Origin of the sequence: Sphingomonas sp. S6 (assembly GCF_043498045.1) — a bacterium.
In the GTDB taxonomy this organism is placed as follows: Bacteria; Pseudomonadota; Alphaproteobacteria; order Sphingomonadales; family Sphingomonadaceae; genus Sphingomonas.
The window spans coordinates 18,573-39,994 of the sequence record NZ_JBIEOE010000021.1; the positions used below are offsets into that span (position 1 = coordinate 18,573).

Annotated in this window: 21 protein-coding genes and 2 pseudogenes; 9 read left to right on the top strand and 14 right to left on the bottom strand. The window is 65.1% G+C overall.

Annotated features, from left to right (window positions below):
* Positions 1-38: 38 nt before the first annotated feature.
* Positions 39-1,463: an aldehyde dehydrogenase family protein gene (locus tag ACGVWT_RS17655; protein WP_315463078.1), complete on the bottom strand. Its 1,425-nt coding sequence runs from the start codon at positions 1,461-1,463 to the stop codon at positions 39-41.
* Positions 1,447-2,094: a PQ-loop domain-containing transporter gene (locus ACGVWT_RS17660; protein WP_315463077.1), complete on the bottom strand. Its 648-nt coding sequence runs from the start codon at positions 2,092-2,094 to the stop codon at positions 1,447-1,449. The genes ACGVWT_RS17655 and ACGVWT_RS17660 overlap by 17 nt, the downstream gene beginning before the upstream one ends.
* Positions 2,095-2,355: 261 nt before the next feature.
* Here ACGVWT_RS17660 and ACGVWT_RS17665 point away from each other — a divergent pair, with 261 nt between their 5' ends.
* Positions 2,356-3,393, top strand: coding sequence for an AraC family transcriptional regulator ligand-binding domain-containing protein (locus ACGVWT_RS17665; RefSeq protein ID WP_315463076.1), 1,038 nt, complete (start codon positions 2,356-2,358; stop codon positions 3,391-3,393).
* A 56-nt stretch (positions 3,394-3,449) separates the two neighbouring features.
* Here the strand turns inward: ACGVWT_RS17665 and ACGVWT_RS17670 are convergent, their stop codons facing one another.
* The 5 genes from ACGVWT_RS17670 to ACGVWT_RS17690 form a co-directional block, all read right to left on the bottom strand.
* Positions 3,450-5,642, bottom strand: coding sequence for a PQQ-dependent dehydrogenase, methanol/ethanol family (locus ACGVWT_RS17670; RefSeq protein ID WP_315463075.1), 2,193 nt, complete (start codon positions 5,640-5,642; stop codon positions 3,450-3,452).
* A 108-nt stretch (positions 5,643-5,750) separates the two neighbouring features.
* On the bottom strand, positions 5,751-7,289 hold the full coding sequence (locus ACGVWT_RS17675; RefSeq protein ID WP_315463074.1) for an NAD(P)/FAD-dependent oxidoreductase: 1,539 nt from the start codon (positions 7,287-7,289) through the stop codon (positions 5,751-5,753).
* Positions 7,290-7,311: 22 nt separating this feature from the next.
* Positions 7,312-8,253, bottom strand: coding sequence for an alpha/beta hydrolase (locus ACGVWT_RS17680; protein ID WP_315471991.1), 942 nt, complete (start codon positions 8,251-8,253; stop codon positions 7,312-7,314).
* Between the two features lie 847 nt (positions 8,254-9,100).
* Entirely contained in the window at positions 9,101-10,231 is a 1,131-nt protein-coding gene (locus tag ACGVWT_RS17685; protein WP_315463072.1) for a GGDEF domain-containing protein, read from the bottom strand.
* A 746-nt stretch (positions 10,232-10,977) separates the two neighbouring features.
* Positions 10,978-11,115 carry a hypothetical protein gene (locus tag ACGVWT_RS17690; protein ID WP_394427562.1) on the bottom strand — a complete coding sequence of 46 codons (138 nt, stop codon included), beginning with the start codon at positions 11,113-11,115 and terminating at the stop codon, positions 10,978-10,980.
* A 53-nt stretch (positions 11,116-11,168) separates the two neighbouring features.
* Here ACGVWT_RS17690 and ACGVWT_RS17695 point away from each other — a divergent pair, with 53 nt between their 5' ends.
* The gene (locus ACGVWT_RS17695; RefSeq protein WP_315471989.1) at positions 11,169-11,387 is read left to right on the top strand and encodes a hypothetical protein; all 219 of its coding nucleotides are present in this window, start codon (positions 11,169-11,171) and stop codon (positions 11,385-11,387) included.
* 688 nt (positions 11,388-12,075) lie between these two features.
* On the opposite strand, the gene ACGVWT_RS17700 is transcribed toward ACGVWT_RS17695, so the two are convergent.
* The 3 genes and pseudogenes from ACGVWT_RS17700 to ACGVWT_RS17710 form a co-directional block, all read right to left on the bottom strand.
* On the bottom strand, positions 12,076-13,080 hold the full coding sequence (locus tag ACGVWT_RS17700; protein ID WP_394427564.1) for a mannitol dehydrogenase family protein: 1,005 nt from the start codon (positions 13,078-13,080) through the stop codon (positions 12,076-12,078).
* Positions 13,077-13,445: a hypothetical protein gene (locus tag ACGVWT_RS17705; RefSeq protein WP_315463070.1), complete on the bottom strand. Its 369-nt coding sequence runs from the start codon at positions 13,443-13,445 to the stop codon at positions 13,077-13,079. The genes ACGVWT_RS17700 and ACGVWT_RS17705 overlap by 4 nt, the downstream gene beginning before the upstream one ends.
* Positions 13,442-14,284, bottom strand: a pseudogene (locus ACGVWT_RS17710) (glucuronate isomerase); the annotation flags it as partial. The gene ACGVWT_RS17705 and the pseudogene ACGVWT_RS17710, both read right to left, overlap by 4 nt.
* Here ACGVWT_RS17710 and ACGVWT_RS17715 point away from each other — a divergent pair.
* The 7 genes and pseudogenes from ACGVWT_RS17715 to ACGVWT_RS17745 all read left to right on the top strand — a co-directional run.
* A pseudogene (locus ACGVWT_RS17715) lies at positions 14,279-14,803 on the top strand (TrbG/VirB9 family P-type conjugative transfer protein); the annotation flags it as partial. The pseudogenes ACGVWT_RS17710 and ACGVWT_RS17715 overlap by 6 nt on opposite strands.
* A gap of 86 nt (positions 14,804-14,889) precedes the next feature.
* The gene (locus ACGVWT_RS17720; RefSeq protein ID WP_315463092.1) at positions 14,890-16,053 is read left to right on the top strand and encodes a TrbI/VirB10 family protein; all 1,164 of its coding nucleotides are present in this window, start codon (positions 14,890-14,892) and stop codon (positions 16,051-16,053) included.
* The gene (locus ACGVWT_RS17725; protein ID WP_315463069.1) at positions 16,050-16,292 is read left to right on the top strand and encodes a DUF2274 domain-containing protein; all 243 of its coding nucleotides are present in this window, start codon (positions 16,050-16,052) and stop codon (positions 16,290-16,292) included. Before ACGVWT_RS17720 ends, ACGVWT_RS17725 begins: the two co-directional genes overlap by 4 nt.
* Positions 16,293-16,399: 107 nt before the next feature.
* Positions 16,400-16,648: a hypothetical protein gene (locus ACGVWT_RS17730; protein WP_315463068.1), complete on the top strand. Its 249-nt coding sequence runs from the start codon at positions 16,400-16,402 to the stop codon at positions 16,646-16,648.
* An 89-nt stretch (positions 16,649-16,737) separates the two neighbouring features.
* The gene (locus tag ACGVWT_RS17735) at positions 16,738-17,175 is read left to right on the top strand and encodes a helix-turn-helix domain-containing protein (RefSeq protein WP_394427567.1); all 438 of its coding nucleotides are present in this window, start codon (positions 16,738-16,740) and stop codon (positions 17,173-17,175) included.
* A gap of 78 nt (positions 17,176-17,253) precedes the next feature.
* Positions 17,254-18,618 carry a recombinase family protein gene (locus ACGVWT_RS17740; RefSeq protein ID WP_315463066.1) on the top strand — a complete coding sequence of 455 codons (1,365 nt, stop codon included), beginning with the start codon at positions 17,254-17,256 and terminating at the stop codon, positions 18,616-18,618.
* Positions 18,619-18,991: 373 nt separating this feature from the next.
* Complete coding sequence (locus tag ACGVWT_RS17745; protein ID WP_394427570.1) at positions 18,992-19,141, top strand: hypothetical protein; 150 nt, start codon at positions 18,992-18,994, stop codon at positions 19,139-19,141.
* A gap of 851 nt (positions 19,142-19,992) precedes the next feature.
* Here ACGVWT_RS17745 and ACGVWT_RS17750 read toward each other — a convergent pair.
* The 4 genes from ACGVWT_RS17750 to ACGVWT_RS17765 form a co-directional block, all read right to left on the bottom strand.
* Positions 19,993-20,169: a hypothetical protein gene (locus ACGVWT_RS17750; protein WP_315463065.1), complete on the bottom strand. Its 177-nt coding sequence runs from the start codon at positions 20,167-20,169 to the stop codon at positions 19,993-19,995.
* A gap of 31 nt (positions 20,170-20,200) precedes the next feature.
* Complete coding sequence (locus ACGVWT_RS17755; RefSeq protein WP_315463064.1) at positions 20,201-20,629, bottom strand: hypothetical protein; 429 nt, start codon at positions 20,627-20,629, stop codon at positions 20,201-20,203.
* Positions 20,626-21,153 (bottom strand): lysozyme, encoded by a 528-nt coding sequence (locus tag ACGVWT_RS17760; RefSeq protein ID WP_315463063.1) that lies wholly within the window; start codon positions 21,151-21,153, stop codon positions 20,626-20,628. Before ACGVWT_RS17760 ends, ACGVWT_RS17755 begins: the two co-directional genes overlap by 4 nt.
* Positions 21,137-21,422, bottom strand: a 286-nt coding sequence (locus ACGVWT_RS17765) for a hypothetical protein (RefSeq protein ID WP_394427573.1), incomplete at its 5' end; no start/stop codon positions are given. The genes ACGVWT_RS17760 and ACGVWT_RS17765, both read right to left, overlap by 17 nt.

The following is a 21,422-nucleotide window of genomic DNA, read 5'->3' on the forward strand; positions in this document are numbered from 1 at the left end:
TTTCACAATCAAACGTCGAACACTTGGCAGAAGAAATGTTATTTGTCGTATCCTATAATAGCTTTCGTCTCGAGAAACTCTCCAAAGGCGTGCTCACCCCATTCTCGACCGTTGCCCGATTGCTTGTAACCACCAAACGGCGCGTTCATGTCGAGATCAGGATAGTTGAGCGACACTTGCCCGGCTCGCAGTCGCCGCGCGACGGCGCGCGCACGCTCTAGGTCGGCGCTCTGGACATAAGCGGCGAGGCCATAAACCGTGTCGTTGGCGATGCGGATCGCATCTTCCTCGTCGGTGTACTCAAGGATCGCGACCACCGGCCCGAAGATCTCCTCGCGCGCGATCGTCATATCCGGCGTGACGTCGGCGAAGACGGTCGGCTTGACATAATAGCCGGTTTCCAGCCCTTCGGGTCGTCCGGCGCCTCCAGCGACCAAGGTGGCGCCTTCGTCGATTCCGCACTGGATCAGCCGCTGGATGCGCTGCCACTGCACTTCCGACACTACAGGACCGATCGCGGCGTTGCTGCCGGGTGCGCCGACGGTCGTTTCGGCCGCGGCCTGCGCCGCCGCGGCACGCGCCGTCTCACGTGCATCATGCGGGACAAGCAAACGGGTGGGCGCGTTGCAAGACTGGCCGGAGTTGAGCATTACCGACTTCACGCCTTGGCTTACCGCCTGTTCCAGCGGGGCATCGGGCAGCACGATGTTGGCCGACTTTCCACCCAATTCCTGGTGAACACGCTTCACGGTTGGAGCTGCGTCGCGCGCGACTTCCACGCCGGCGCGGGTCGATCCGGTGAAGCTGATCATGTCGACGTCCGGATGGCGCGACAGGGCTGCCCCGACCACGGGACCGGTGCCATTGACCAGATTGAAAACGCCGGCCGGCACACCTGCCGCGTGCATGATCTCGGCCCATATCTGCGCCGAAAAGGGCGCTTCCTCGGACGGCTTCAATATGCACGTGCATCCGACCGCCAGCGCGGGCATCACTTTGCACGCGATCTGGTTCACGGGCCAGTTCCACGGCGTGATGAATGCACAGACGCCGATCGGCTCCTTCGCGACCAGCGTCGGGCCGCGCTGCTCCTCGAAACGATAATCCCGCAACGCGGCGATCGCGGTTTCGATATGGGCACGACCGATCCAGGCCTGCATCTGCGTTGCCAGCCACTGTGGTGCGCCCATTTCCTCGGTAATCGCCGCCGCCATGTCTGACTCGCGGGCCTGATATTCGGTCAGCACGCGCTCCAGGAGGTCCAGCCGCTCTTCCCGCGTGGTCAGCGAATAGCGGTTAAAGGCGCGCCGCGCGGCGGCCACCGCGAGATCCACGTCGCCGGGCGTGCCCAGCGTGATGCGGCCGGCGACTCGTTCGCTCGCGGGATCGATCACGTCGTAAACGGTTCCGTCGCGCGCCGGCGTCCAGCGGCCGTCTATGTAGAAATCAGGATAGTTGCGCATGCGTAGCGTCTCCCATGTCGTTGCGTGTGTCCTGCGGGGCGCGACGGAGCGTCAGCTTCAGCCGGAGCAATTCGGCCACCATCAGCAGAAGGACGGAATTCCAGAAGATCAGCGACCAGTTGCCCAGCAGCGCACAGACGACGATCCAGATCGTCATGCCGGCGACGATCAGCGCCAGATTGCCGAGGGCGAGCGCGCTGACATTGCGGGTGCGATGGGTCATCACCACCTGCGGCAGGAAGCTGAAGCAGGCCGCGAGGCCGTAAATAAAGCCGGTGGCCTCCGCCCAACGCGTTGTGAGCAAATCCGCTAGAACCGTTGGCGCCGCTATCGCCAGAAGGGTGATGCCGGTGCCTACGACACCGAACACCGCCCCCATTGCCGCGCGCGAGATCAGGAAGAGGGTGGCGGCGTAGAACATCAGCGTCAGCCCATTGAGGACGATCATCGCCACGACGCCGTATTGGACGCCGATCAGCGTCGACAGCATGTTCAGCAAGACAAGCAGCACGTAACTACCCGTCGACAGGCCGGTGACGTCACGTGTGCGCAGCGTCTTCCACGCCTGGATGCCTGGGGCGGACATCGTCATCGTTCCGGCAACCAGCGACAGCGGCTCTACCAGACCCATCGGTCATCCTCTTCCTGCCCGCTGTTGTCGCGGATGACATGGTTGTGCCCACTGGAACGCCGAGGGACTTGCCCGAGAGCGCCAGCCAATTGGCTTGTGCGGCCAGCAACGGGGCGCTCAAAGATCAGCCACGCGCCTGGCGCGTAAAGTCAAGTGTAGCGGCGGGAAGTTCGCTATGATGGGCGATGGTGGTATGAAACGACGCAAAGTCGGCAGGAACCACCGCTCCGCCCACGCACGGGCGGCAGAGAGAGGATGGCTATGGACATCATTCGCGTCGCGGGGCTCGACGGATATGCCGGACTGGTCGAGTCGATGGGGGGATCAGCGTTCGATCTTCAGCGACTACACAGCTTTGCCGGTGCGGGAAACGAATCGGCCGAACGGTATTACCGGTTCCACGACGTGTTCGGGTTGCTTGAACGAACGGCCGACGTGCTGAACGCTCGTGATTTTGGACTACGGCTTGCCGAGCGCCAGGGGCTGAACATTCTCGGCGCATTGGGACTGGCGATGCGCAATGCGCCGACCGTGCGCTCCGCGCACCAGAAGGCCGAGCGCTTCATCCGCTATCACAGTCCGGCGATCCGCGTTGGCGTCGAGCCATTGCCTGGCGGAGAGTTCGAGTTGATCTCGTTCGATATCCTGCGGCCCGACGCATTGCGGGATGCGTCCCGCCAAACCTTCGAGCTTTCTATCGGCCTCACCTTCCGCAACTTGAAGACGCTAGCCGATGGCCTTTGCCGGCCCCGAGCGATCTGGTTCCAGCATGAGCCCCTGTCCACGCTCGCCCGCTATCGCGATCTCTTCGGCATCACCCCGTCGTTCCGCAAGGAACGCTCCGGCATCGTCGTCTCGCGCAACGATCTCGATCGCCCCATCGCGGGGAATGACACGTTAGTTCGTGAAATCGCCGAACATTATCTGATCGAAAAATGTCCGGTCACGCGGGACACGATCACCGATGAAGTGACGCGGATCGTCGCGATGGTGATGCGGGAACGGGATTGTTCGCAGGCGGAAGCAGCCGAACTCCTCGGCCTCAAGCCCCGCACGCTGCAGCGACGTCTAACCGACGAGAACACAAACTTCGAGACGATCCGCGACGGCGTGCGCGCCACCATGGCGCGGGAGCTCTTGAGGTCTACCAACCTCAGCCTCACGACGATTTCGGAGCGCCTCTGTTACGCCGAACCCTCGACGTTCACGCGCAGTTGCCGGCGGTGGTTCGGTCAATCGCCGCGCGATTTCCGGCGCGCCGCCACACAGACTGCCAGCGGCTCCCTTGCCGGCATGTAGCGCGCGGTCTGCCGATCAACCGGCGGGCGAAGCACACCGGCCTGTTGCAACCACCGTCAACGCCCGACGGGGGCGCTGGCTTCAGGCAAATTCGCCTTGCTCCACCGCGATCGATCGATGACATAGGCCCGCAGCGCCTCCACATCGGCCGGGGTCAGAACGCGTGAGAAGCTCACCATGCCACGGTCCTTCAGCGCGCCGTCGATGATGACACTCTTCCACGCATCGGCATTGGCCAGTGCGCCCGACACGCGCAGGTCGGGGGTGAAGCCGTTCCCGATCGCGCTGTCGCCATGGCAGACTTGGCAATAGCGGCCGAAATGCGCCTTGCCCGACGTCACCTGCGCGATCGTGCCGAATTGTGCTGGTGGTTGCCAGGGCAGTGTAACGCTGGTCGGCGCAGGCGGCAGCTTTGCCGTGCCGCCGATCTTGAGGACGATCAGCCGTGGCAGGTTGGGCACCTTGCGTGTCACACCGCCCGCGATACCCGCGACCAGCGGAAAGGCGCCGCCCTTGCCGGTCTGGAACGCAACATATTGCACCCCGCCGACGCGAAAGGTCGACGGGGCATCGACGATGCCCGACTGCATGTCGAGATCAAGCAACTGCTTGCCTGTATCCGCGGCATAGGCGCGGAACCGCCCGGTACTAGTGCCCTGGAATACAAGGTTTCCTGCCGTTGCCATCGTACCCCCGTTCCATGCGGCCGGATAGTCGACGCTCCACGCGACCTTCCCAGCACGCGGATCGAACGCGACCAGCCGTCCGGTCGTCGCCGCCACCGCCGCCTTGAACGCCGCCTTGTCGTCCGGGAGCATCGTCCCCTTCAACGAAGTGCCGACGTTAAAGCCCAGCACCTTCCGCTGATCCAATGCGTCCATATCCTGAAGATAGCCCTGCGGCACCTGTTGTGCCGGGATGTAGACCAGGCCAGTCTTCTGGCTGAAGCTCATCGGATGCCAATTGTGTGCACCGAGCGCGCCGGGAATCGCGACAAACGGCTTGCCGGTGTTTTCATAGCGCGCCGCCGGATTTTCGATCGGGCGGCCGCTGGCCATGTCATAGCCGGTCGCCCAATTGATCCCGTCGACATAGGGCTTTGCATCGATCAGCTTGCCGGTCGTGCGGTCGATCGTGAAGAAGAAGCCGTTCTTCGGCGCGTGGTATAGCACCCTGGTCGGCTTGCCGCCCACCGGCTGCTCGGCAAGAATGATGGGCTGGGTTGCGGTGTAATCCCAGGTTTCGCCGGGCGTCTCTTGATAATGCCATTTATATTTGCCGGTCGTGGCGTCGAGCGCGACGATTGATGACAGGAACCAATTGTCGCCCTTCCCCTCGGACCGCATCTTGTGGTTCCACGGATTGCCGTTCCCCACGCCCAGGTAAATCTGGTCCAAATCCTTGTCGTAAACGATCGCGTCCCAAACGGTTCCGCCACCGCCCGAGACGGTCCATTCGCCGCGATCGGACCAAGTGGCATTGGCCTTCGTTGCGAAGATCTCGTCGCTGGCGGCGTCGTCCTTTTGCTTCCTGGGATTGGGCGCTGTGTAGAAACGCCAGCGCTGCTTGCCGGTATCGGCATCATAGGCAGTGACGTAACCACGCACGCCGAACTCCGCGCCGCCATTGCCGATCAGTACCATGTCCTTCACCACGCGCGGCGCGCCGGTAATCGTATAGGGTTTCGTGGTATCGAAGGTCTGCGTCGACCACAGCGGCTTGCCCGTCGTCCGGTTTAGCGCGATCAGCCGGCCGTCCAGCGTGCCTACGAAGACCTTGTTGCCCCATACCGCCACACCACGGTTGACCACGTCACAGCAGGCGCTGACCGCGCGTTCGCCGGGCACTTGGGGATCGAACGACCACAACTTCTTGCCGGTGGCTGCGTTCCAGGCGTCGACCTTCGACCAGGCGTGGCTGACATACATCGTGCCATCCACGACCACCGGGGTCGCCTCCTGCCCCCGCGCGTCGTCGAGGTCCGCGAACCATGCTATGTCCAGCTTGCCGACGTTGCGGTCGTTGATGTCGGTCAGCGGGCTGTAGCGCTGCTCGTCATAGCTGTAGCCGATCCCAGCCCAGTTATCGCCGTTTCCGTCGCCCTTCATCGCGGTTTCGCTCGCCTGTTCGGCGGTGTCGAGCGCGGTGGCAGCCTTCGCGCCATCGGCACTCTTGCCGCCGCATCCCGTCAAAACCAATGCCAGTGCCGTACTCGCCGCCATCCCGGCCGCCGTCAGCGCGCGTGCCATCGTGTCCCCTCCACCCTGGCGCGGCGAGTGTGTCGCCGGTCCGCCCTTCCATCCTCGTTTCGACACATCGCCAGCCCAACGGCGACCCGCGAGCGGATTGCCGTTACCCTAGCTGGCCACCAGCGGCGCGTCAGTCTCCACACGCTTCCCGTCATAGACGAAAGCCGCATCCGTAAGGTCGATCGCCGGGAAAAATGCCTTCTCGGCCCAATAATCCTGGGTATGGCACCATTCCGGTTTGTCGCCAGCGCGCGGCAGCGCGTCGATATCGCGCAGCAGGTAACTGGGGCTGAAATTCTCGCCCTTGATCCACGGCCCGATCGACATGTCGCCATCTTGGGGGCGGAGTGCCACCTCCACCTTTGCGGCACCGATCGCGTCCATGTGACGCAACAACCGGCAGATGAATTCGCCCATCATGTCGACGCGCAGCGTCCAGCTGGCGCGGAAATAGCCGAATACCCACGCCATATTGGGCACGCCGGTCATCATCATACCTCGATAGGTCACGGTCTGCCCCCAGTCGATCGGGCGCCCATCGACACTGAACGGAATATCCCCCAGCACGGAAAGGTTGAAACCGGTTGCGGCAACAACGATGTCCGCATCAATCTGCGTTCCATCCGACGTTCGCACGCCATCCGCATTAAACTGCTCGATCGTGTCAGTGACCACTGTCAGCTTGCCCGCGGCTGCCACCTTGAAGAGATCGCCGTCGGGGCAATAGGCTAAACGTTGCTGCCAAGGACGATAGCGCGGTGTAAAATGCGGCTCGAACTGAAATGCGGGATCGCCGGAGGCCACGCGGATCAATTCGCGCAATTCCTCGACGACGACGTCCGGCTCAGTCTGGCAACGACGCGTCAGCAGGTCTTGATCGTAACTGACCTGCTCGCGCACGACGCGATGCACGGTCCGCTCGTCGATGCCGATTTCGCGCAAGCGATCGGCCAGTTCATTCCTGTTCTCTGCACAATAGAAATACGTGGGCGAGCGCTGGAGCATGGTCACGTGCGCAGCCGTTTCGGCACAGGCTGGAACGACCGTCGCCGCAGTGGCGCCGGACCCGATCACCAGCACCTTCTTATCCGCATAGTCGATCGCTGGATCCCACATCTGTGCATGGACGAAGGTGCCGCGATAGTCAGACAGACCGGGCCAGTCCGGGACATAGGGCTTGTCGTGATTGTAATAGCCCTGACACATCCATAGGAAGCGGGTGGTGAAGGTTACCGTCGTCGCATCGGACACGCGGTGCGCTTCCACTGTCCACAGATTATCGGTGCTCGACCAGCGACACGCCGTGATGCGATGGCCGTACAGGATATGGTCGCCGATCCCGTTCTCGTCGATCACCTCGCCAATATACTTCAGGATTTCTTCGCGGCTGGCGATTGGCGCACCCACCCATGGCTTGAACTGATAACCATAAGTGTAGAGGTCTGAGTCGGAGCGCGCCCCCGGATATTTATGTGTATGCCAAGTCCCTCCGAACCCATCCTTCATCTCTAGGATGACGTAGCTCTTGCCGGCGCATCGTTCCTGTAGATGATAAGCGGAACCGATGCCGGACACACCGGCCCCGACGATCAGGACATCGACGTAGCTGCTCTCGGATCGGGTCGCCGTCATTGCCTCGGCCATCATGTCTATCCTCATAAAAACCTGATCAGTGGTCAGAGCGCAGCAAGCGCCCGAAATCGTCGATCACCGCCGACAGGACTGGCACGGCCGACGGCAGTGCACCGCGCATGTTGACGATCCCATGGATCTGGCCGGCAGCCTCGCGGAACGACAGCGCCACGCCGGCCGACACCAGCCGCGCCCCGAACGCTCGACCTTCGTCGCGCAGGACGTCGAGTCCACAGGTCAGCAACACCGTCGGCGGCGATGCCGACAGATCGTCCGCGCGCAGCACCGACGTCCGCGGATCGGCGCGCTCCGCCTCGCTACCGATGTAGTGATCGCGAAACCACTGCATCAGCCGGCGATCGAGCAGATACCCCTCGGCGAACCGCGCATACGACACCGATTCCGCGACCAAGTCTGTCGCAGGATAGAGCAGCATCTGGGCCAGCACCCGCCGCGTGCCATCACCGTTGAGGTGCAGCGACACCGCCACGGCGAGGCTGCCGCCCGCGCTGTCGCCTGCGGTCGCGATCCCTGCCACCGGCCGCCCCAGCTCGCCGGGCGACGAGTCTGCCCATTGTGCGACGCGCACGCAATCCTCGTATGCTGCCGGAAAGCGATGCTCGGGGGCGAGCCGATAGTCGACCGACAAGACCCGTAAATCCAGCCTGTTGGCCAGGAACGCGCAGAAACCATGATGCGTATCGAGGTCGCCGATCACCCATCCACCACCGTGGAAGAACACGACGACCGGTCCCTCGGCAGCGGGATGCGGGTGATAGACGCGCACAGCGATCGGCCCGTCCGCCCCGTCGACGAATAGGTCCGCCACTTCGGCTACCGGCTCCGCCGGCAGGTCCAGGCCTTTTGCCATCTCTCTATAGGCGGCACGTCCCTCATCCGGCGTACCATCGTAGAGTGGAGGCGCTTCCTGCGCCTTCAGCGCGTCGAGCAATTGCCTCGTATCACCCTCGACCATCATCCCTCCATATGGACGACGTACCGGTCAGCATCGGTTTCACGCCCGCTGCCGATACCTGCTTGTTGAGGCCGATGGTGGGTGGAGCGCGGCTTGGAGGGTATATCCGCAAACGCCACATTCTTGATCGAAGACGACAGTAGAGCGGCTGCACCGTCTAGCTGGCGCATCCAACGCCCAAAGCGATCCGGCTCCAATCCTTGTGATATTCCACGTCAATACGAAGCGCCGCTCGCGATGAGGTTGCCGTCGTCGTTGATCGCCCCCCGGCTCGGTCGTTTGGCCGTTGTCATTATGCAGCCGATCGTCGACGCAACGTTCGTCGCATGGGATCGCCCCGATGCTCGCCGGACGGCGCTACGCCTTGCATCAGGCGAACCGATTGCCATCCAAGCAGGAGGCGAATACCGCAGCTAACGCCCGCGCCGGCGCATTCGAAGTCTCGCCTTCCAATGCGAGCCATGACATTTGATGGCCATCACCGCATCAGCCAGTCTGCAGAGGAGAAAGCGGACGCCCGATGCCAGGACAAGGGAATGTGAAGCCGACGTTGAAGCGGCAAGTTGCATTCTACATCCAACGTCAGGCGCGCACGCATTTAACCCCGCCATCTTGGCGCTTTATCACAATCTTCTTGATTGTCCCCGGAGCCAAAGCGTTGCTGATGGCGATCCTGACGCCGGCGGACGACGGGATATCCAACCCGCTTTAGAAGGTTTGGCGGCGCATCTCGCGTTTGCGGTCTAGGGCTTTGCCGGAGACAGTACGCTGCCAAGCAGGGCGCGATATCAAGCCTGACGGTGGGATTATCTACCTTTCTCTCCGGTGTGCTACTTCCCGACCTGCGGTGCTAAGCGGCATCCCGCATGAGGCCGACCTGGTTGCGGCCGGCGCGCTTGGCTCGATACAGCGCCTCGTCCGCCTCGGCGACTAGGCGGGCGAAGCCCTCGCCCGCGACATTGCCGCTGGCGACGCCGATGCTGGCGGTGACGGGCGGCAGATCGCCGTACCGGCCCCATTCGATCCGCCGGTGCGCCAGCACCGCGTCCTCGACCGCCGCACACACCCGGTCCGCAGTCTCCGCCGTGAAGGCCAGCGAGCGGCCCGGCAGGACGAGCAGGAATTCGTCGCCGCCCAGCCGGGCGAAGCGCGAGCCCGGACCGCCCACCTCGCGCACCGCCGCGGCCACCAGCTGGAGCGTGCGATCGCCTTCGGCATGACCCATCCGATCGTTGAGCGCCTTGAAATGATCGAGGTCGATCAGGATCAGCCCGGCGCCCCCCGTCATCCGCGCCCGCAGCCGATCGAGGCCGGTGCGGTTCAGCGCGCCCGTCAGCGCATCCTCGGTGGCGAGGCGCAGCAGCGCGCGCTCGGCCCGCTCGGCCGCGACCAGCGTCGGCAGGTTGCCGCGCATCGGCCAGCAGGCGGCTAGCGCCATCGCCATCCAGATATTGTTGATGAAATCGAACTGCGCATTCATGCCGAGCGCGAACGCCGCCGACAGGCTGCCGCGGCTGAAGCCGATCACGGCGGTCAGGACGAAGGTGCCGCCAAGCATCCAGGCGGTTCGGAGGCGTTCGTGCCGGGCCAGACGCAAGGCCGTCACCGCAGCCCAGACGTCCGCGATCATCATCGTATAATCGATATAGGCGATGCGCTGCAGGCGATGCGCGAGATCATGCGACAGCAGGGGCACCAGCGAGACGGCCAGCAGCGCCGCAACCAGCCGCGGCCAATGGGGAGTGCGCCCGGCCAGCAGCCGCACACCCTGCGTTACCAGCACCGCCCCGCACAGCGACAGGATGGCGCCGGCGGAGACGCGGACGGCGCGATCGACGGCTGGCAAGTCGAAGACCGCCATGCCAATACCCAGCATGACATAGCCGCCGCCCCAGAAACTTCGCCAGCCCGCCACGCCCTCCCGCGTGCCCGATGCCAGCGTGACGATCCCTGCGACGATCGTGAACAACGCCGTCAACACATAGATTGTCATTTGATCGAGCGGCAATCGTCTGCTCCCATGCCTCGCCACGAACCCGTTACCCGATCCAGGTTAATCAATCCTGCGCGAGCGTGTGCGTCGCCCGGTGCGCGATCCGTCCGGATGGATGATCGGCCGTCGGCGGCTAGTCTCTGGCAGCTTCCCGGCAGCAGAGACCCACAATCGATTTTTAACGCCCTGCCCGCTTCTCAACTTCTGACATTCGTTCACCTCGATCTCTCACAGCAGCAAAGGCCTAGCTCAGCGATGGGGCGACGGAGATGTGTGGGGCTAGCCGTCCGCAATATATTGGTCGAGAGCTGCCGCCCCCTCCGCCGTGATAACCCAGATTTCGTCTCTGTCAGCAAGGTCATTGCAGCCTCAAAGCAGCCTCTCGTCCCTGTGCCGCAGAGGCTGTACTGTTCGCTTGCCGATTGGCGTGTTCCAGTAAAGGATGAGGGTGCGCGGAAAGATTTCGGATGATAGATCAATGCGCAAGCTGACCGCTGCAGCCTTCGTGTCGCTCGACGGCGTCATGCAAGCCCCTGGAGGTCCAACCGAGGACCCGTCCGATGGCTTGGATCAGGGAGGCTGGGTCTTCGGCATCGCAGAGGATGTGATCGGACCGGTCCTGAGCGGGCTTTTCCGGCAAACCCTACGCACTCCTACTTGGTCGGCGGACCTACGACATTTTCGCCGGGTACTGGCCGTACGTTGAAGGCGAAATGGCCGCCATGGGCGAGGCGTTAACCGCGGCAGACAAACACGTCGTCACTCATGGCGTTCAGTCGCTCGATTGGGCCAACAGTCACCGCCTCGCCGGCATTGCCGCAGTGCTGCAACTCAAGGAGAGTGATGGCCCAGATCTGCTCATCCAAGATCATCCACACTCTACCCTCCCCTGCTCACTGCGGGGCTGATTGACGAGTTGGTGCTGATGACTTTTCCCGTCGTGCTCGGAAAGGGCAAGCGACTGTTCGCCGAGAGCACCATACCCGGTGCGTGGCGGCTGCTGGACCAACAGGTTGGCGCAAAAGGCGTGATCGTCACGCGGTGGGCCCCGATGGGCTCCATTCCCACAGCACCTCATCCCCACCCAAGCACCAGCGCGGCCGAAGGCGAGCGCCAGCGTCGGATCGCGGCGGGAACATGGTAGTCATCAGCCTTGACCGGATGGCCGCAACACAAACGATCCAATCGCCGACATTCCGGGGATCGACTAGTCTCCAAGCATGAGAACTTTGACCGGACGGCTTTTTGGCTTCTTTGGAGCAGCCCTTCCGTTGTTGGCGCGACAAATTAGCCATGACACGAAGCGCATGGTTCGGTCAGGCCGAGGATCCCTAACGGGCCCGTTCCAGCCGGTGCCGTTCGCATTGCGGGCGTGGGGTCTTTGATCCTTGCGGCGATCTGGCTGCTCAACTGAGCGCGTGCTGAGCAAACATGCTCCCGGTTCCCGTCCGCTTAGCCCTAATTGCGGACATCGTCGGCTTCGGCCATCGTGTAACCATGCGAAGACGGCGACCTAATCGATACGATTACGGCTTCAGTGTGCTTGGCGTCGTTCTATGCTACCTTTTTCTCGTTTTGGGTAGGCAACAGGCTTGGCCCACGTGGCAGTCAATTAGTCTGATAGTCGCGGCATCAGTACCTAGCGGCCTCGCTCTCGACTGGTTGAACGGACGGCTGCGAGCAGCTTCTCGGAACGGCAGCTAACCTACCAAATTTCCTGTTAAATATGTATCGTTGAACGTGGATGACTTGCTGCCATCGTTTCTAATCACCTCCCTGCACATGCCGGCAGTTAAGTTCGGCGTGGCTCTGTGGAGTCCCTCCGGCGACACCTACGACAACAGGTTACGAACCTTGACGCGTTCGTCGTTCGACAGAACAAGGCCTTCGCTGAATATGCCCGAGGGTCCGAGCAGCGCGTTGACCACGCCGTCAGACCCCGCTCGCGTCCAAGCCTGTGCCATCATTTCCGCGTTCGGATCGTCGACCGATTGCCGGTCACCGCGTACGAACAGGACCCATGCTGCAATCGCCTGGAGAATAGCTGGGGAGGATCGTCCCGCGGCACGATTGTCGGCAAGCGTAGCGAGCCAGCGTGCGCCGATCTTCTGCGAGCCATCCGCGGCAATCTGTATCAGTCGATGCGGAAGCGCAGGATGACGGAAGCGCGCGAGCAGCAGATCGGCGTAGCGGTCGAGGTGCTGCCCCGGGCTGGGTCGGATCGTGAGTGCTGCCTCGTTGCACATCAAATGGCCGATGAGCGGCCCGATTTCGGGATCGGCGATGGCCTGATGAACGAAGGCATGCCCACGTGCCAGCTCGAGATAGGCGAGCGCCGAATGCGCGCCGTTCAACATGCGCAGCTTGGCCGTTTCGAACGGCGCCACATCGTCGACGAAGGTGGCGCCGGCGAGGTCCCATCGCGGCCGGTCGTCGGCAAAGCGATCCTCGATCACCCACTGGCTGTACGGCTCGGTAATTACCGCACCCTCGTCGCGCATGCCGAGCATCTCCTCCACGGCATCGAGGTCCGCTGCGGTCGTCGCGGGAACGATCCGATCGACCATCGTGGCGGGGCAGGTCCATGCCTCCTCGAACCAGCGACGATGCGACGGTGAGAGTCTATCCAGATGTGCGCCCAGCCGCTGCCGAAGCACGCCGCCGTTGTTCGAAAGGTTATCGCAGCTAATCAGCGTCAGTGGTGCCAATCCGGCGTCGTGCCGCTCGATCACCGCTTGGGCGAAATAATCATAGATGGAGCGCGGTGTCGCTCCCGCCACGGCAACGCCTGCCCTAGCGTCCTGTGCATACCCCTTTTCGGTCACGGTCAGAGTCACGATCCGCGTGCCGGCGAGGCAAGTGCCGCGCGTACACGCCCCGGCGCTTCGGGTGCGACGATCACATCGGTGACGGCTTTTACCAGCCGTATCGCCGGACCGCTGGCCTGCCGCTCGGTGACGGTATACAGGCAGCCTTGAGGAGCGAGGTGATCGCGCACCTGCTGCGAGCGCAGCGACACGCTCGTAATCGCCCAGTCGCGATCGCCCGCCGCCATTGCCATATCGGTATAGGCCGCCTGATGGGCGCGGTGAAATGCGCCGATGCCCAGATGGACGATGCCCGCACGCTGCTTCTGGCGATCATAGTCACCGCGCACCACGGCGGCGGGCAGGCGATCGGCGGTCTCGGTGGACAGCCTCACAGCCGATACGCCCGGCGAACCAGGCCGCTCGTCAATTCCTGTGCGAGATCGGCCGCCTCCCAGTCCTGCATGCGATGTTCGGCGATCAGGCGAGCAAGAAAGGCGCAATCCACGCGCCGCGCGACGTCGTGGCGGGCGGGGATGGAGAGGAAGGCACGGGTATCGTCGTTGAAGCCGACCGTATTGTAGAAGCCGGCCGTTTCCATCGTCATTTCGCGAAAACGGCGCATGCCTTCGGGGCTGTCATGGAACCACCAGGCGGGGCCGAGCCGCAGGCAGGGATAATGACCGGCTAGCGGAGCCAGTTCGCGCGCATAGACGCTTTCGTCCAGCGTGAAGAGGATGATCGTCAGGTCGGAGGCGTTGCCGACGACGTCCAGCATCGGCTTCAGCGCCTGCACGAATTCGGTCCGCGTCGGAAAATCGGCGCCCTTGTCGCGTCCATGGCTGGCGGACAGGCCGGCATTGTGGTTGCGATAGCTGCCGGGGTGGATTTGCATTACCATGCCATCGTCCAGCGACATGCGTGCCATTTCCGTCCGCATTTGCGCACGGAACAGTTCGGCGTCTGCCGCCGTCCAAGTGCCGCCGACGATCCGCGCAAACAACGCCTTCGCTTCCGCCGGCGCGAGATCGGCGGTGGCGACCGTCGGGTGCCCATGATCGGTTGCCGTCGCACCGGCGGCACGGAAGTCCGCGCGACGGCGGCGGTGCGCGGCGAGATACCCCTGCCACTGAAAGACATCCTCACCGGTGAGTTCGCCGAAACGCTGCATCGCGCCTGCAAACTGCTCATGCTCGACATCGATCACGCTGTCGGGGCGATAGGTGGTGGCGATACCGAGAGCGGAGCCGGCGACACCCGCCGCGTCCACGTCCTCGTCAAGCCGACGCGGGCGGACCTTTCCACCAACCTCGTTATCACCACCGACCGGCGGCTCTACGTGATCGAGCTGCACGCGGGCGAGCGGCCCTACATGCCTTTGGTGGCGTGGAACTATCCGGCACCACCGCCGTCGCAGCAGCCGTTGGTGCCGGCGACGCCGATCATCCCGGCCGCCGCCGAGCGCACCTATCGCTATGCGCTCACCGGCGACGCGCCGCCGTGGCGGCCGGTCGCGGTCTACGACGATGGTCGCCGCGTCTACGTCGAGTTCCCGCGCGGGATCGTCCAGGGCGAGATGCCGCCGCTCTTCGTCGTCGGTCCCGAAGGCGAACCCGAGATCGTCAACAGCCGTGTCCACGGCAACGTCCTGATCGTCGACCGCCTGTTCGGTGCCGCCGAACTGCGGCTCGGCAAGGGCGACGATCAGCTGACCGTCCGCATCCTCCGTACCGATGGAAGGCCGTCGTCATGAGCGGCATCAATTCCGAGAAGAGCGAACTGAGCCAGCTAGAAGCCGACGACGACGCCCGGCCGCTGACCGGCGAGCCGGTCGCGCCGATGCGGCTGCGGCCCGAGCCACCGCGCGTCACGCGGCTGTCGCGCAAGGCGCTGGCGGTGATCGGCGGCGTGGCAAGCGTCGGCCTCGGCGGCGCGCTGACCTACGCGCTCCAGGGCCAACAGGGCGGCAAGCCCGCCGAGGAGGTCTACACGACAGATGGCCGCTCGACGCCGGACGGCCTCAACGCGCTGCGGAAGGACTATGCCGGCCCCGTGCTCGGACCGCCGCTACCGGGCGATCTCGGCCGGCCCATCCTCGACGCGCAGAACCGCAGGCAGCCCGTGCCGGTGCCGGGGATCGACGCGCCGGCTTCGTCCACACCGCCCGACCCCGAGGCCGAGCGCCGCCGCCAGGAACTGGAACGGCGGAGGCAGGAGCTGGAGGCGGCGCGCACCAGCCGGGTGTTCTTCCAGTCCGGTGCAGCCACCGCGACGACGGGCGGCAGTGGACCAGGCGACGGGATGCCGAACCTCGTCGGCATGGGAGCGCCCGGCCAGACGGCCGCGCCCACCACGCAGGATCGACAGCTAGCCTTCCTCAACCAGACGGCCGACCGGCGCACCGTCGCGCCGGATCGCGTGACGGCACCGCCATCGCCGTTCGTCGTGCAGGCCGGCGCAGTGATCCCCGCTGCGCTCGTCACCGGCATACGCTCGGACCTGCCTGGCCAGGTCACCGCGCAGGTGACGGAGAACGTCTACGACAGCCCGACCGGACGCCTGCTGCTGATCCCGCAAGGCACCCGCATCGTCGGCCAGTACGATAGCGGCGTCGGCTTCGGCCAGCGGCGTGTCCTGCTCGCCTGGACCCGCCTCATCTTCCCCAACGGCCGCTCGATCGTGCTGGAGCGCCAGCCCGGTGCCGACGCGCAAGGCTATGCCGGGCTGGAGGACGGCGTCGACCACCACTGGTGGGATCTGGCCAAGGCCGCCGGGCTGTCGACGCTGCTGTCGGTCGGCGCGCAGGCCGGCGGCTCGGGCGAGCAGAGCGACCTCGCCCGTGCTCTCCGCCAGGGTGCGTCGGACGGCATCAGCCAAACCGGTCGGCAGGTGGTCGGCCGCCAGCTCGACATCGCACCGACACTGACGATCCGACCGGGCTTCCCGATGCGCATCATCGTCACGCGCGACCTTATCCTCGAACCCTATGGAGCCGTCCCATGACCAGGCTGAAGCTCGGCCCGATTGCCGACGACAAACCCGTGAAAGTCACGCTGGAACTGCCGGCGGACCTGCACCGCGATCTGACCGCCTACGCCGAGGTGCTCGCCCGCGAGAGCGGACAGCCGGCGGCCGATCCCACGCGGCTGATCGCGCCGATGCTGGAGCGGTTCATGGCAACGGATCGCGCGTTCGCAAAGGCGCGGCGGGCCGGCGGCACGTCCGGCGCTGCGATCGGCTGACGCGATCGAGGTATCGCGTCATGACCGCTTCACCGCCAGGAACGAGACGGCAGGATCGCGGGGCGGGACCGTACCGCGACGAACCACAGGAGACTTCATCGACGTCCGTGCCCGACCGTCACCCTCGCTCCACCCGCCGCGCTGGCAATGCCGCCGGCATCCTGCCCGACGACCTCTACGATTATTATGCCATCGAGCCGGACCCGCAGCCGGGTTCGCCTCGCGCAGCCGGGAGGGCGTGGCGCGTCACCGACGACTGGCCCGAGCGCGTGCCGGTCACCGAGGCGGAGATCGAGGTGTTCGAGCGCTGGTTCGCCGACCTCTTCGACGAGCTGTTCGGACCCACCGGCCGATAGGATCGTGCGACGCGCGCCGGTCGCGCCCATCATTTCCCTGGATTATGTTGTCTATTGGGGATAATTGTTGTGGACAGCATCCGGCCCGTGTGACGCTCGCGCCCGGCCCGGTAGCTGCCCGGACGGGAGACACGCGCACCGTGACGACGTTGACGATCGGCATCGCCGACACCGAAGAGATGAAGGCGCGGGGCAAGCGCATCATGCGGGGTGAGGAGCAGCCAGCGCCGGGCGAGCCGGCGGTGTGGTTCGGCTCGACCGAGTCCTTCGCGCGCATCCTTTCCGCTGCCAATCGCGACATGCTCCGCCTCATCGCCGAACGCGAGCCGGAGTCGCTCGACGCGCTGGTCGCGCTGACCGGCCGCGCCAAGCCGAACCTGTCGCGCACGCTGAAAGCCATGATTGCCCACGGCATCGTCCGCATGGAGCGCAGCGGGCGCAAGCTCGCCCCCAAGGTCATCCCCGATCGCGTCGTGCTGGCGCTGGAGCTGATCCCGACATCCGACAAGCAAGGAGACCGGCCGTGAACGCCGAGACGCCCGACATCGTCCAGCGCGCCGCGCTCTAACCTGCGCGTCTCCACCGTCCGGCAGGCCGAGCACGACGTGTCGATCCCCGACCAGAAGCGGCAGGGCGAGACCTACTGCACCTCGCGCAGCTACCGGCTCGTCGACACGTTTGTCGAAGCCGGTGCCTCGGCCACCAACGACCGCCGCCCCGAGTTCCAGCGCATGATCGAGGCCGGCACGTCCAAGCCCGCGCCGTTCGACGTGGTGGTGGTCCACTCGTTCAGTCGCTTCTTCCGCGATCACTTCGAGCTGGAGTTCTACGTCCGCAGGCTGGCGAAGAACGGCGTGCGGCTCGTCTCGATCACGCAGGAGATGGGCGACGACCCGATGCACGTCATGATGCGTCAGATCATGGCGCTGTTCGACGAGTACCAGTCCAAGGAGAACGCCAAGCACGTCCTGCGCGCGCTGAAAGAGAACGCCCGGCAGGGTTTCTGGAACGGCTCGCTGCCGCCGATCGGCTACCGCACCGTCGCAGCCGAGCAGCGCGGCGCCAGGACCAAGAAGAAGCGGGAGATCGACCCGCTCCACGCCGACACGATCCGCCTGATCTACCGTCTCGCGCTCGGCGCCGAGGCCGATTACAGCCAGATGGGCGTCAAGGCGATCGTCAAGCACCTCAATGCCCGCGGCATCTTCACCCGCGACGGCGGGCGCTGGGGCATCGGCCAGGTCCACCGCATTCTGACGCGCCGCACCTATATTGGCGAGCACGAGTTCAACCGCCGCTCCAAGACCAAGGAGAAGAAGCCGGACGCCGAGGTCGTGACCGTCGCAGTGCCGCCGCTGATCGAGCGCGCGACCTTCGACGCGGTGCAAGCGCTGATGAAGGCGCGCAACCAGAAGACCGCGTTGCCGCACCGCGTCGTCATCGGCCCGACGCTACTCACCGGCATCTGCTTCTGCGGCAATTGCGGGGGCGCGATGACGATCCGCACCGGCAAGGGCGGGCGCTACCGCTACTATGCCTGCTCGATCAAGGCGCGTCAGGGCGAAACCGGCTGCAAGGGGCGGGCGATCCCGATGGACAAGCTCGATGGCCTCGTCGCCGGTCACATCGAGGACCGGCTGCTCGATCCCGAGCGGCTGGAGGAGCTGCTGGAGACGATCCTCGGCCGCCGCGAGGAGCAATCCGAGCGGCGCCGCGTCCACATCGCCGAGCTGAACCGCCGCGCGGCCGAATCGGAGCTGCGCCTCAAGCGCCTCTACGACGCGATCGAGGCGGGCGTCGCCGACCTCGACGACCCGGCGCTGAAGGAGCGGATCGCCGGCCTCAAGGTCATCCGCGACCAGTCGCGCGTCGATGCCGACCGGGCGCAGGCGATGCTGGAGAGCACGGGCGAGCGGGCGATCACGCGGAGATGGTCGGGCGCCTGTCACAGGCCGCGCGCGAGCGGATGAGGCTCGGCGGGGGCGGCTATCGGCGGGATCACCTGCGCGCGCTCGCCCAACGCGTCGAGGTCTCCGACGACGAGGTCCGCATCATGGGATCGAAAAGCGACCTGCTCAGGACGTTGGTCGCAGCGCAAGGAGGGAAATCGGCGGCGGTCGGCGTGCCCGCTCGGGTACTGAAATGGCGGAGAGGGAGGCAGTCATATCAAGCCTCAAAAATGGCGGAATTCCGCAAGCCTGTTGAATGGCATGCGGCAATTTTCCATGTGACATACCATGGATAAAAAATCTGCCTCGCGAACCTGCTCGGGCTTCGATCCCACGATACCATGGTGACGGCTTGCGCGATACTGCCGCCGCCGCATAACCTCCGGCGCGCATCATGACGGCCCTTCCCTCCGACCTTCAAACGATCATCGACGCTGCGCTTCAGGACGGTGAGGGCTGGGCGTTGCCCGCGGATGCACCGCAGGGCGCGGTCGACCAGTTGGCCGCGGACGGCTTAGCCCGTCACTGGCACGGCCGATGGTAGCTTACCCCTCAGGGCTTTGCCGCGAGCGCCATGTTCCGATAGCCGGCCGCGATGGATGGCCAGCTCGTAATATTCGTGGTGTTCGCCGCGGCGCTGGTCGGCGCGATCGTGTTCCTGCGGCTGGCGACGCGACACCGCGATTAGCCCGACGTGTCGGACCAAGCGCCCGAGCGGCGCAGCTGGCGGATGATCCCGTTAAACGCCGACGTCATCGTCTGCTGGCGGCCGATCTCGTGCCCTCCCTGGCAGCCCTCCCAGAATGAATAGAGCGGCCACCGCTCTGGGCAGTGCCGCCAGAGGCAACGCAGGGCGAGGCGAACGGGCGCGCAGTCGGGCGGCACCTGCTCGCCAGCCGACATGGCGGTACGCAGGATCTGTATCGATAGCTCGACCGTGATTCGCTCGCCGGGCCGCATCCGGCTATGGAACGGATCGGGAACAACATCGCAAGCGATTCGACATGGCACGCTGCCGACTATGCACCAGCAACGACGACGAGGCGGTGATCGAGCATCTCGCCGAGAAGCTATGGGACAGCCGGATCGAGCGGCTGGAGGGGCCGTGGGCGTGGAAGGATGCGGGCGCGACCTTGGCAGGCCGCGTTCCGCGAGATGGCAGTGGCAGCGCGGCAGGCGTTGATCAGCGACTAACCGGCCCTGTTGTGTGGCAGCCGCAACGGCGCCGGCCGGCATGTCTCAAACGACCGGCGCCGGATCGCAGCCGAGCGGATGGCGCGATAGCTGAACATCTCACCGCGCGCTGCGGGCATCAACCGCCGACGCGATCGCGGTTGGCCTGCATGTACATGGCAGAACATAAAATGGGGCCGGCCATCACTGACCGACCCCACGTCATTGCGTTCGCAACGGCGGACACCCCGGCGGCGGCGCACCGGTAGCGAGTAGCGCGGAGACGCACCGCCGTTCCCGGATCACGCCGCCGACCCGCAGGTTGCCGCGCTCGACTGCGCCCACCGCCTCGGCGAACCGCGTCATGATCTCCGTCAGCACCGCCACGTCGATCGTCACCAGCCGCCCGAGGGGCTTCGCGGCCAGCGGCTCAAGATGCTCCGTCTTGACCAGCTCCGGCGACAGCGGTGGCAGCCTCGGCCGCTCGGTTCGCGCGAGCGATGGCAGTGTTGATGTCGTCCCGCATGCCGTCGATAGGAGCGGCAGGCAGAGGATCGCCGGCAGGAGCAGGCGGGATAGTGTCGAGCGCATGGCGCAGGTTCTCCACAATGTGATGCGTGACGGCCGCCGAGGCGACCGTCTGTTGCGCGACGCTGGTCGCGATGGTGGCGGATGCGTCGACGGCGGCGCGCTCGTCCTGGCGCGCCACCGTGACGGCGGCGGCGTGATCGCGCTGCACCTGAACGGTGACGTGGTCGACCCCTGCCCGCTCGCCCTTCCGGTGGGCGGTGAAGAGGGCCGCGGCGAGCAACAGCGCTACGACGGCGGCGGCGATCGCCCGGACCTGCCAGCCGGTCATTGGGGCAGCCTTGTCAGGCACAGGTCGCGCTCGGCACGACGGCGGCTCGCAAGGCCAGCGACGACCTTCCCCCCGGCCTTGTTCCACATAAGGAAGGCATCGCACGCGCCGCGCCAGTCGCCGGCATCAAAGCGACGGTCCACCGTCGACTTGCAATAGGCGCCTGTGCCGATGTTGTAGGCGAGGCTGGTTGCCGCTGCCCACTGATAGTCCCGTCCGCGAAGCGATGGCGTGCAGGTGGCGACCGCCTGGGCGAAGCCAGCGAGCCGACGATCGAGCTTGATCGCACAACCCGCGGGCGTCTCTTTGGGCGATCGCGCGGTCACGCCGAGCGTCTCGCCGCTGCACTGCGTCCATACCCCGACTATGTCGCGATATGGCAGGAGCGCAGGTCCGGCCGGCCCATCTTCCCAGCCAGCCACGAACGGCGTCGTCAGGGCTGCCGCCGCCACGCCCATTGTGATCGCGAGAGCGGTCAGCGGCGACTTGCCCGCACGCGGTGCGGCATTATCGAGGCTGGCCATCGCGCGCCTCCTTCTGCTTGAGTACGCGGGCCACCGCCGCGGCGGTGAGCAAGGCGAGGCCCAGCTCCTGCTGGTTGGGCAGATGCGCTTTCACCTCTGTCGGCAGCGCGTTCCAGATCGCCAGCGCTTGGTCGGGCGCGGCGAGCAGGAAGGCGAATACGGCGGCGCCCAGCGCGGACACGCGCACGGACCAGAGGCGCCACGACTGGCGCCACTCGGCGATCAGCTTCACGATGTTTCTCCAGGAGAAGGCGGGCACCGCGCCCGCC

Excerpts from the sequence above, each read along its gene's own strand:
- ACGVWT_RS17745 (WP_394427570.1), top strand. The coding sequence starts at position 18,992 with ATGACGGCCCTTCCCTCCGACCTTCAAACGATCATCGACGCTGCGCTT.
- ACGVWT_RS17670 (WP_315463075.1), bottom strand. The coding sequence starts at position 5,642 with ATGGCACGCGCGCTGACGGCGGCCGGGATGGCGGCGAGTACGGCACTG.
- ACGVWT_RS17725 (WP_315463069.1), top strand. The coding sequence starts at position 16,050 with ATGACCAGGCTGAAGCTCGGCCCGATTGCCGACGACAAACCCGTGAAA.
- ACGVWT_RS17675 (WP_315463074.1), bottom strand. The coding sequence starts at position 7,289 with ATGATGGCCGAGGCAATGACGGCGACCCGATCCGAGAGCAGCTACGTC.
- ACGVWT_RS17665 (WP_315463076.1), top strand. The coding sequence starts at position 2,356 with ATGGACATCATTCGCGTCGCGGGGCTCGACGGATATGCCGGACTGGTC.
- ACGVWT_RS17760 (WP_315463063.1), bottom strand. The coding sequence starts at position 21,153 with ATGGCCAGCCTCGATAATGCCGCACCGCGTGCGGGCAAGTCGCCGCTG.
- ACGVWT_RS17690 (WP_394427562.1), bottom strand. The coding sequence starts at position 11,115 with ATGATCTTGGATGAGCAGATCTGGGCCATCACTCTCCTTGAGTTGCAG.
- ACGVWT_RS17755 (WP_315463064.1), bottom strand. The coding sequence starts at position 20,629 with ATGACCGGCTGGCAGGTCCGGGCGATCGCCGCCGCCGTCGTAGCGCTG.
- ACGVWT_RS17695 (WP_315471989.1), top strand. The coding sequence starts at position 11,169 with ATGACTTTTCCCGTCGTGCTCGGAAAGGGCAAGCGACTGTTCGCCGAG.
- ACGVWT_RS17655 (WP_315463078.1), bottom strand. The coding sequence starts at position 1,463 with ATGCGCAACTATCCTGATTTCTACATAGACGGCCGCTGGACGCCGGCG.
- ACGVWT_RS17680 (WP_315471991.1), bottom strand. The coding sequence starts at position 8,253 with ATGATGGTCGAGGGTGATACGAGGCAATTGCTCGACGCGCTGAAGGCG.
- ACGVWT_RS17660 (WP_315463077.1), bottom strand. The coding sequence starts at position 2,094 with ATGGGTCTGGTAGAGCCGCTGTCGCTGGTTGCCGGAACGATGACGATG.
- ACGVWT_RS17720 (WP_315463092.1), top strand. The coding sequence starts at position 14,890 with ATGCGGCTGCGGCCCGAGCCACCGCGCGTCACGCGGCTGTCGCGCAAG.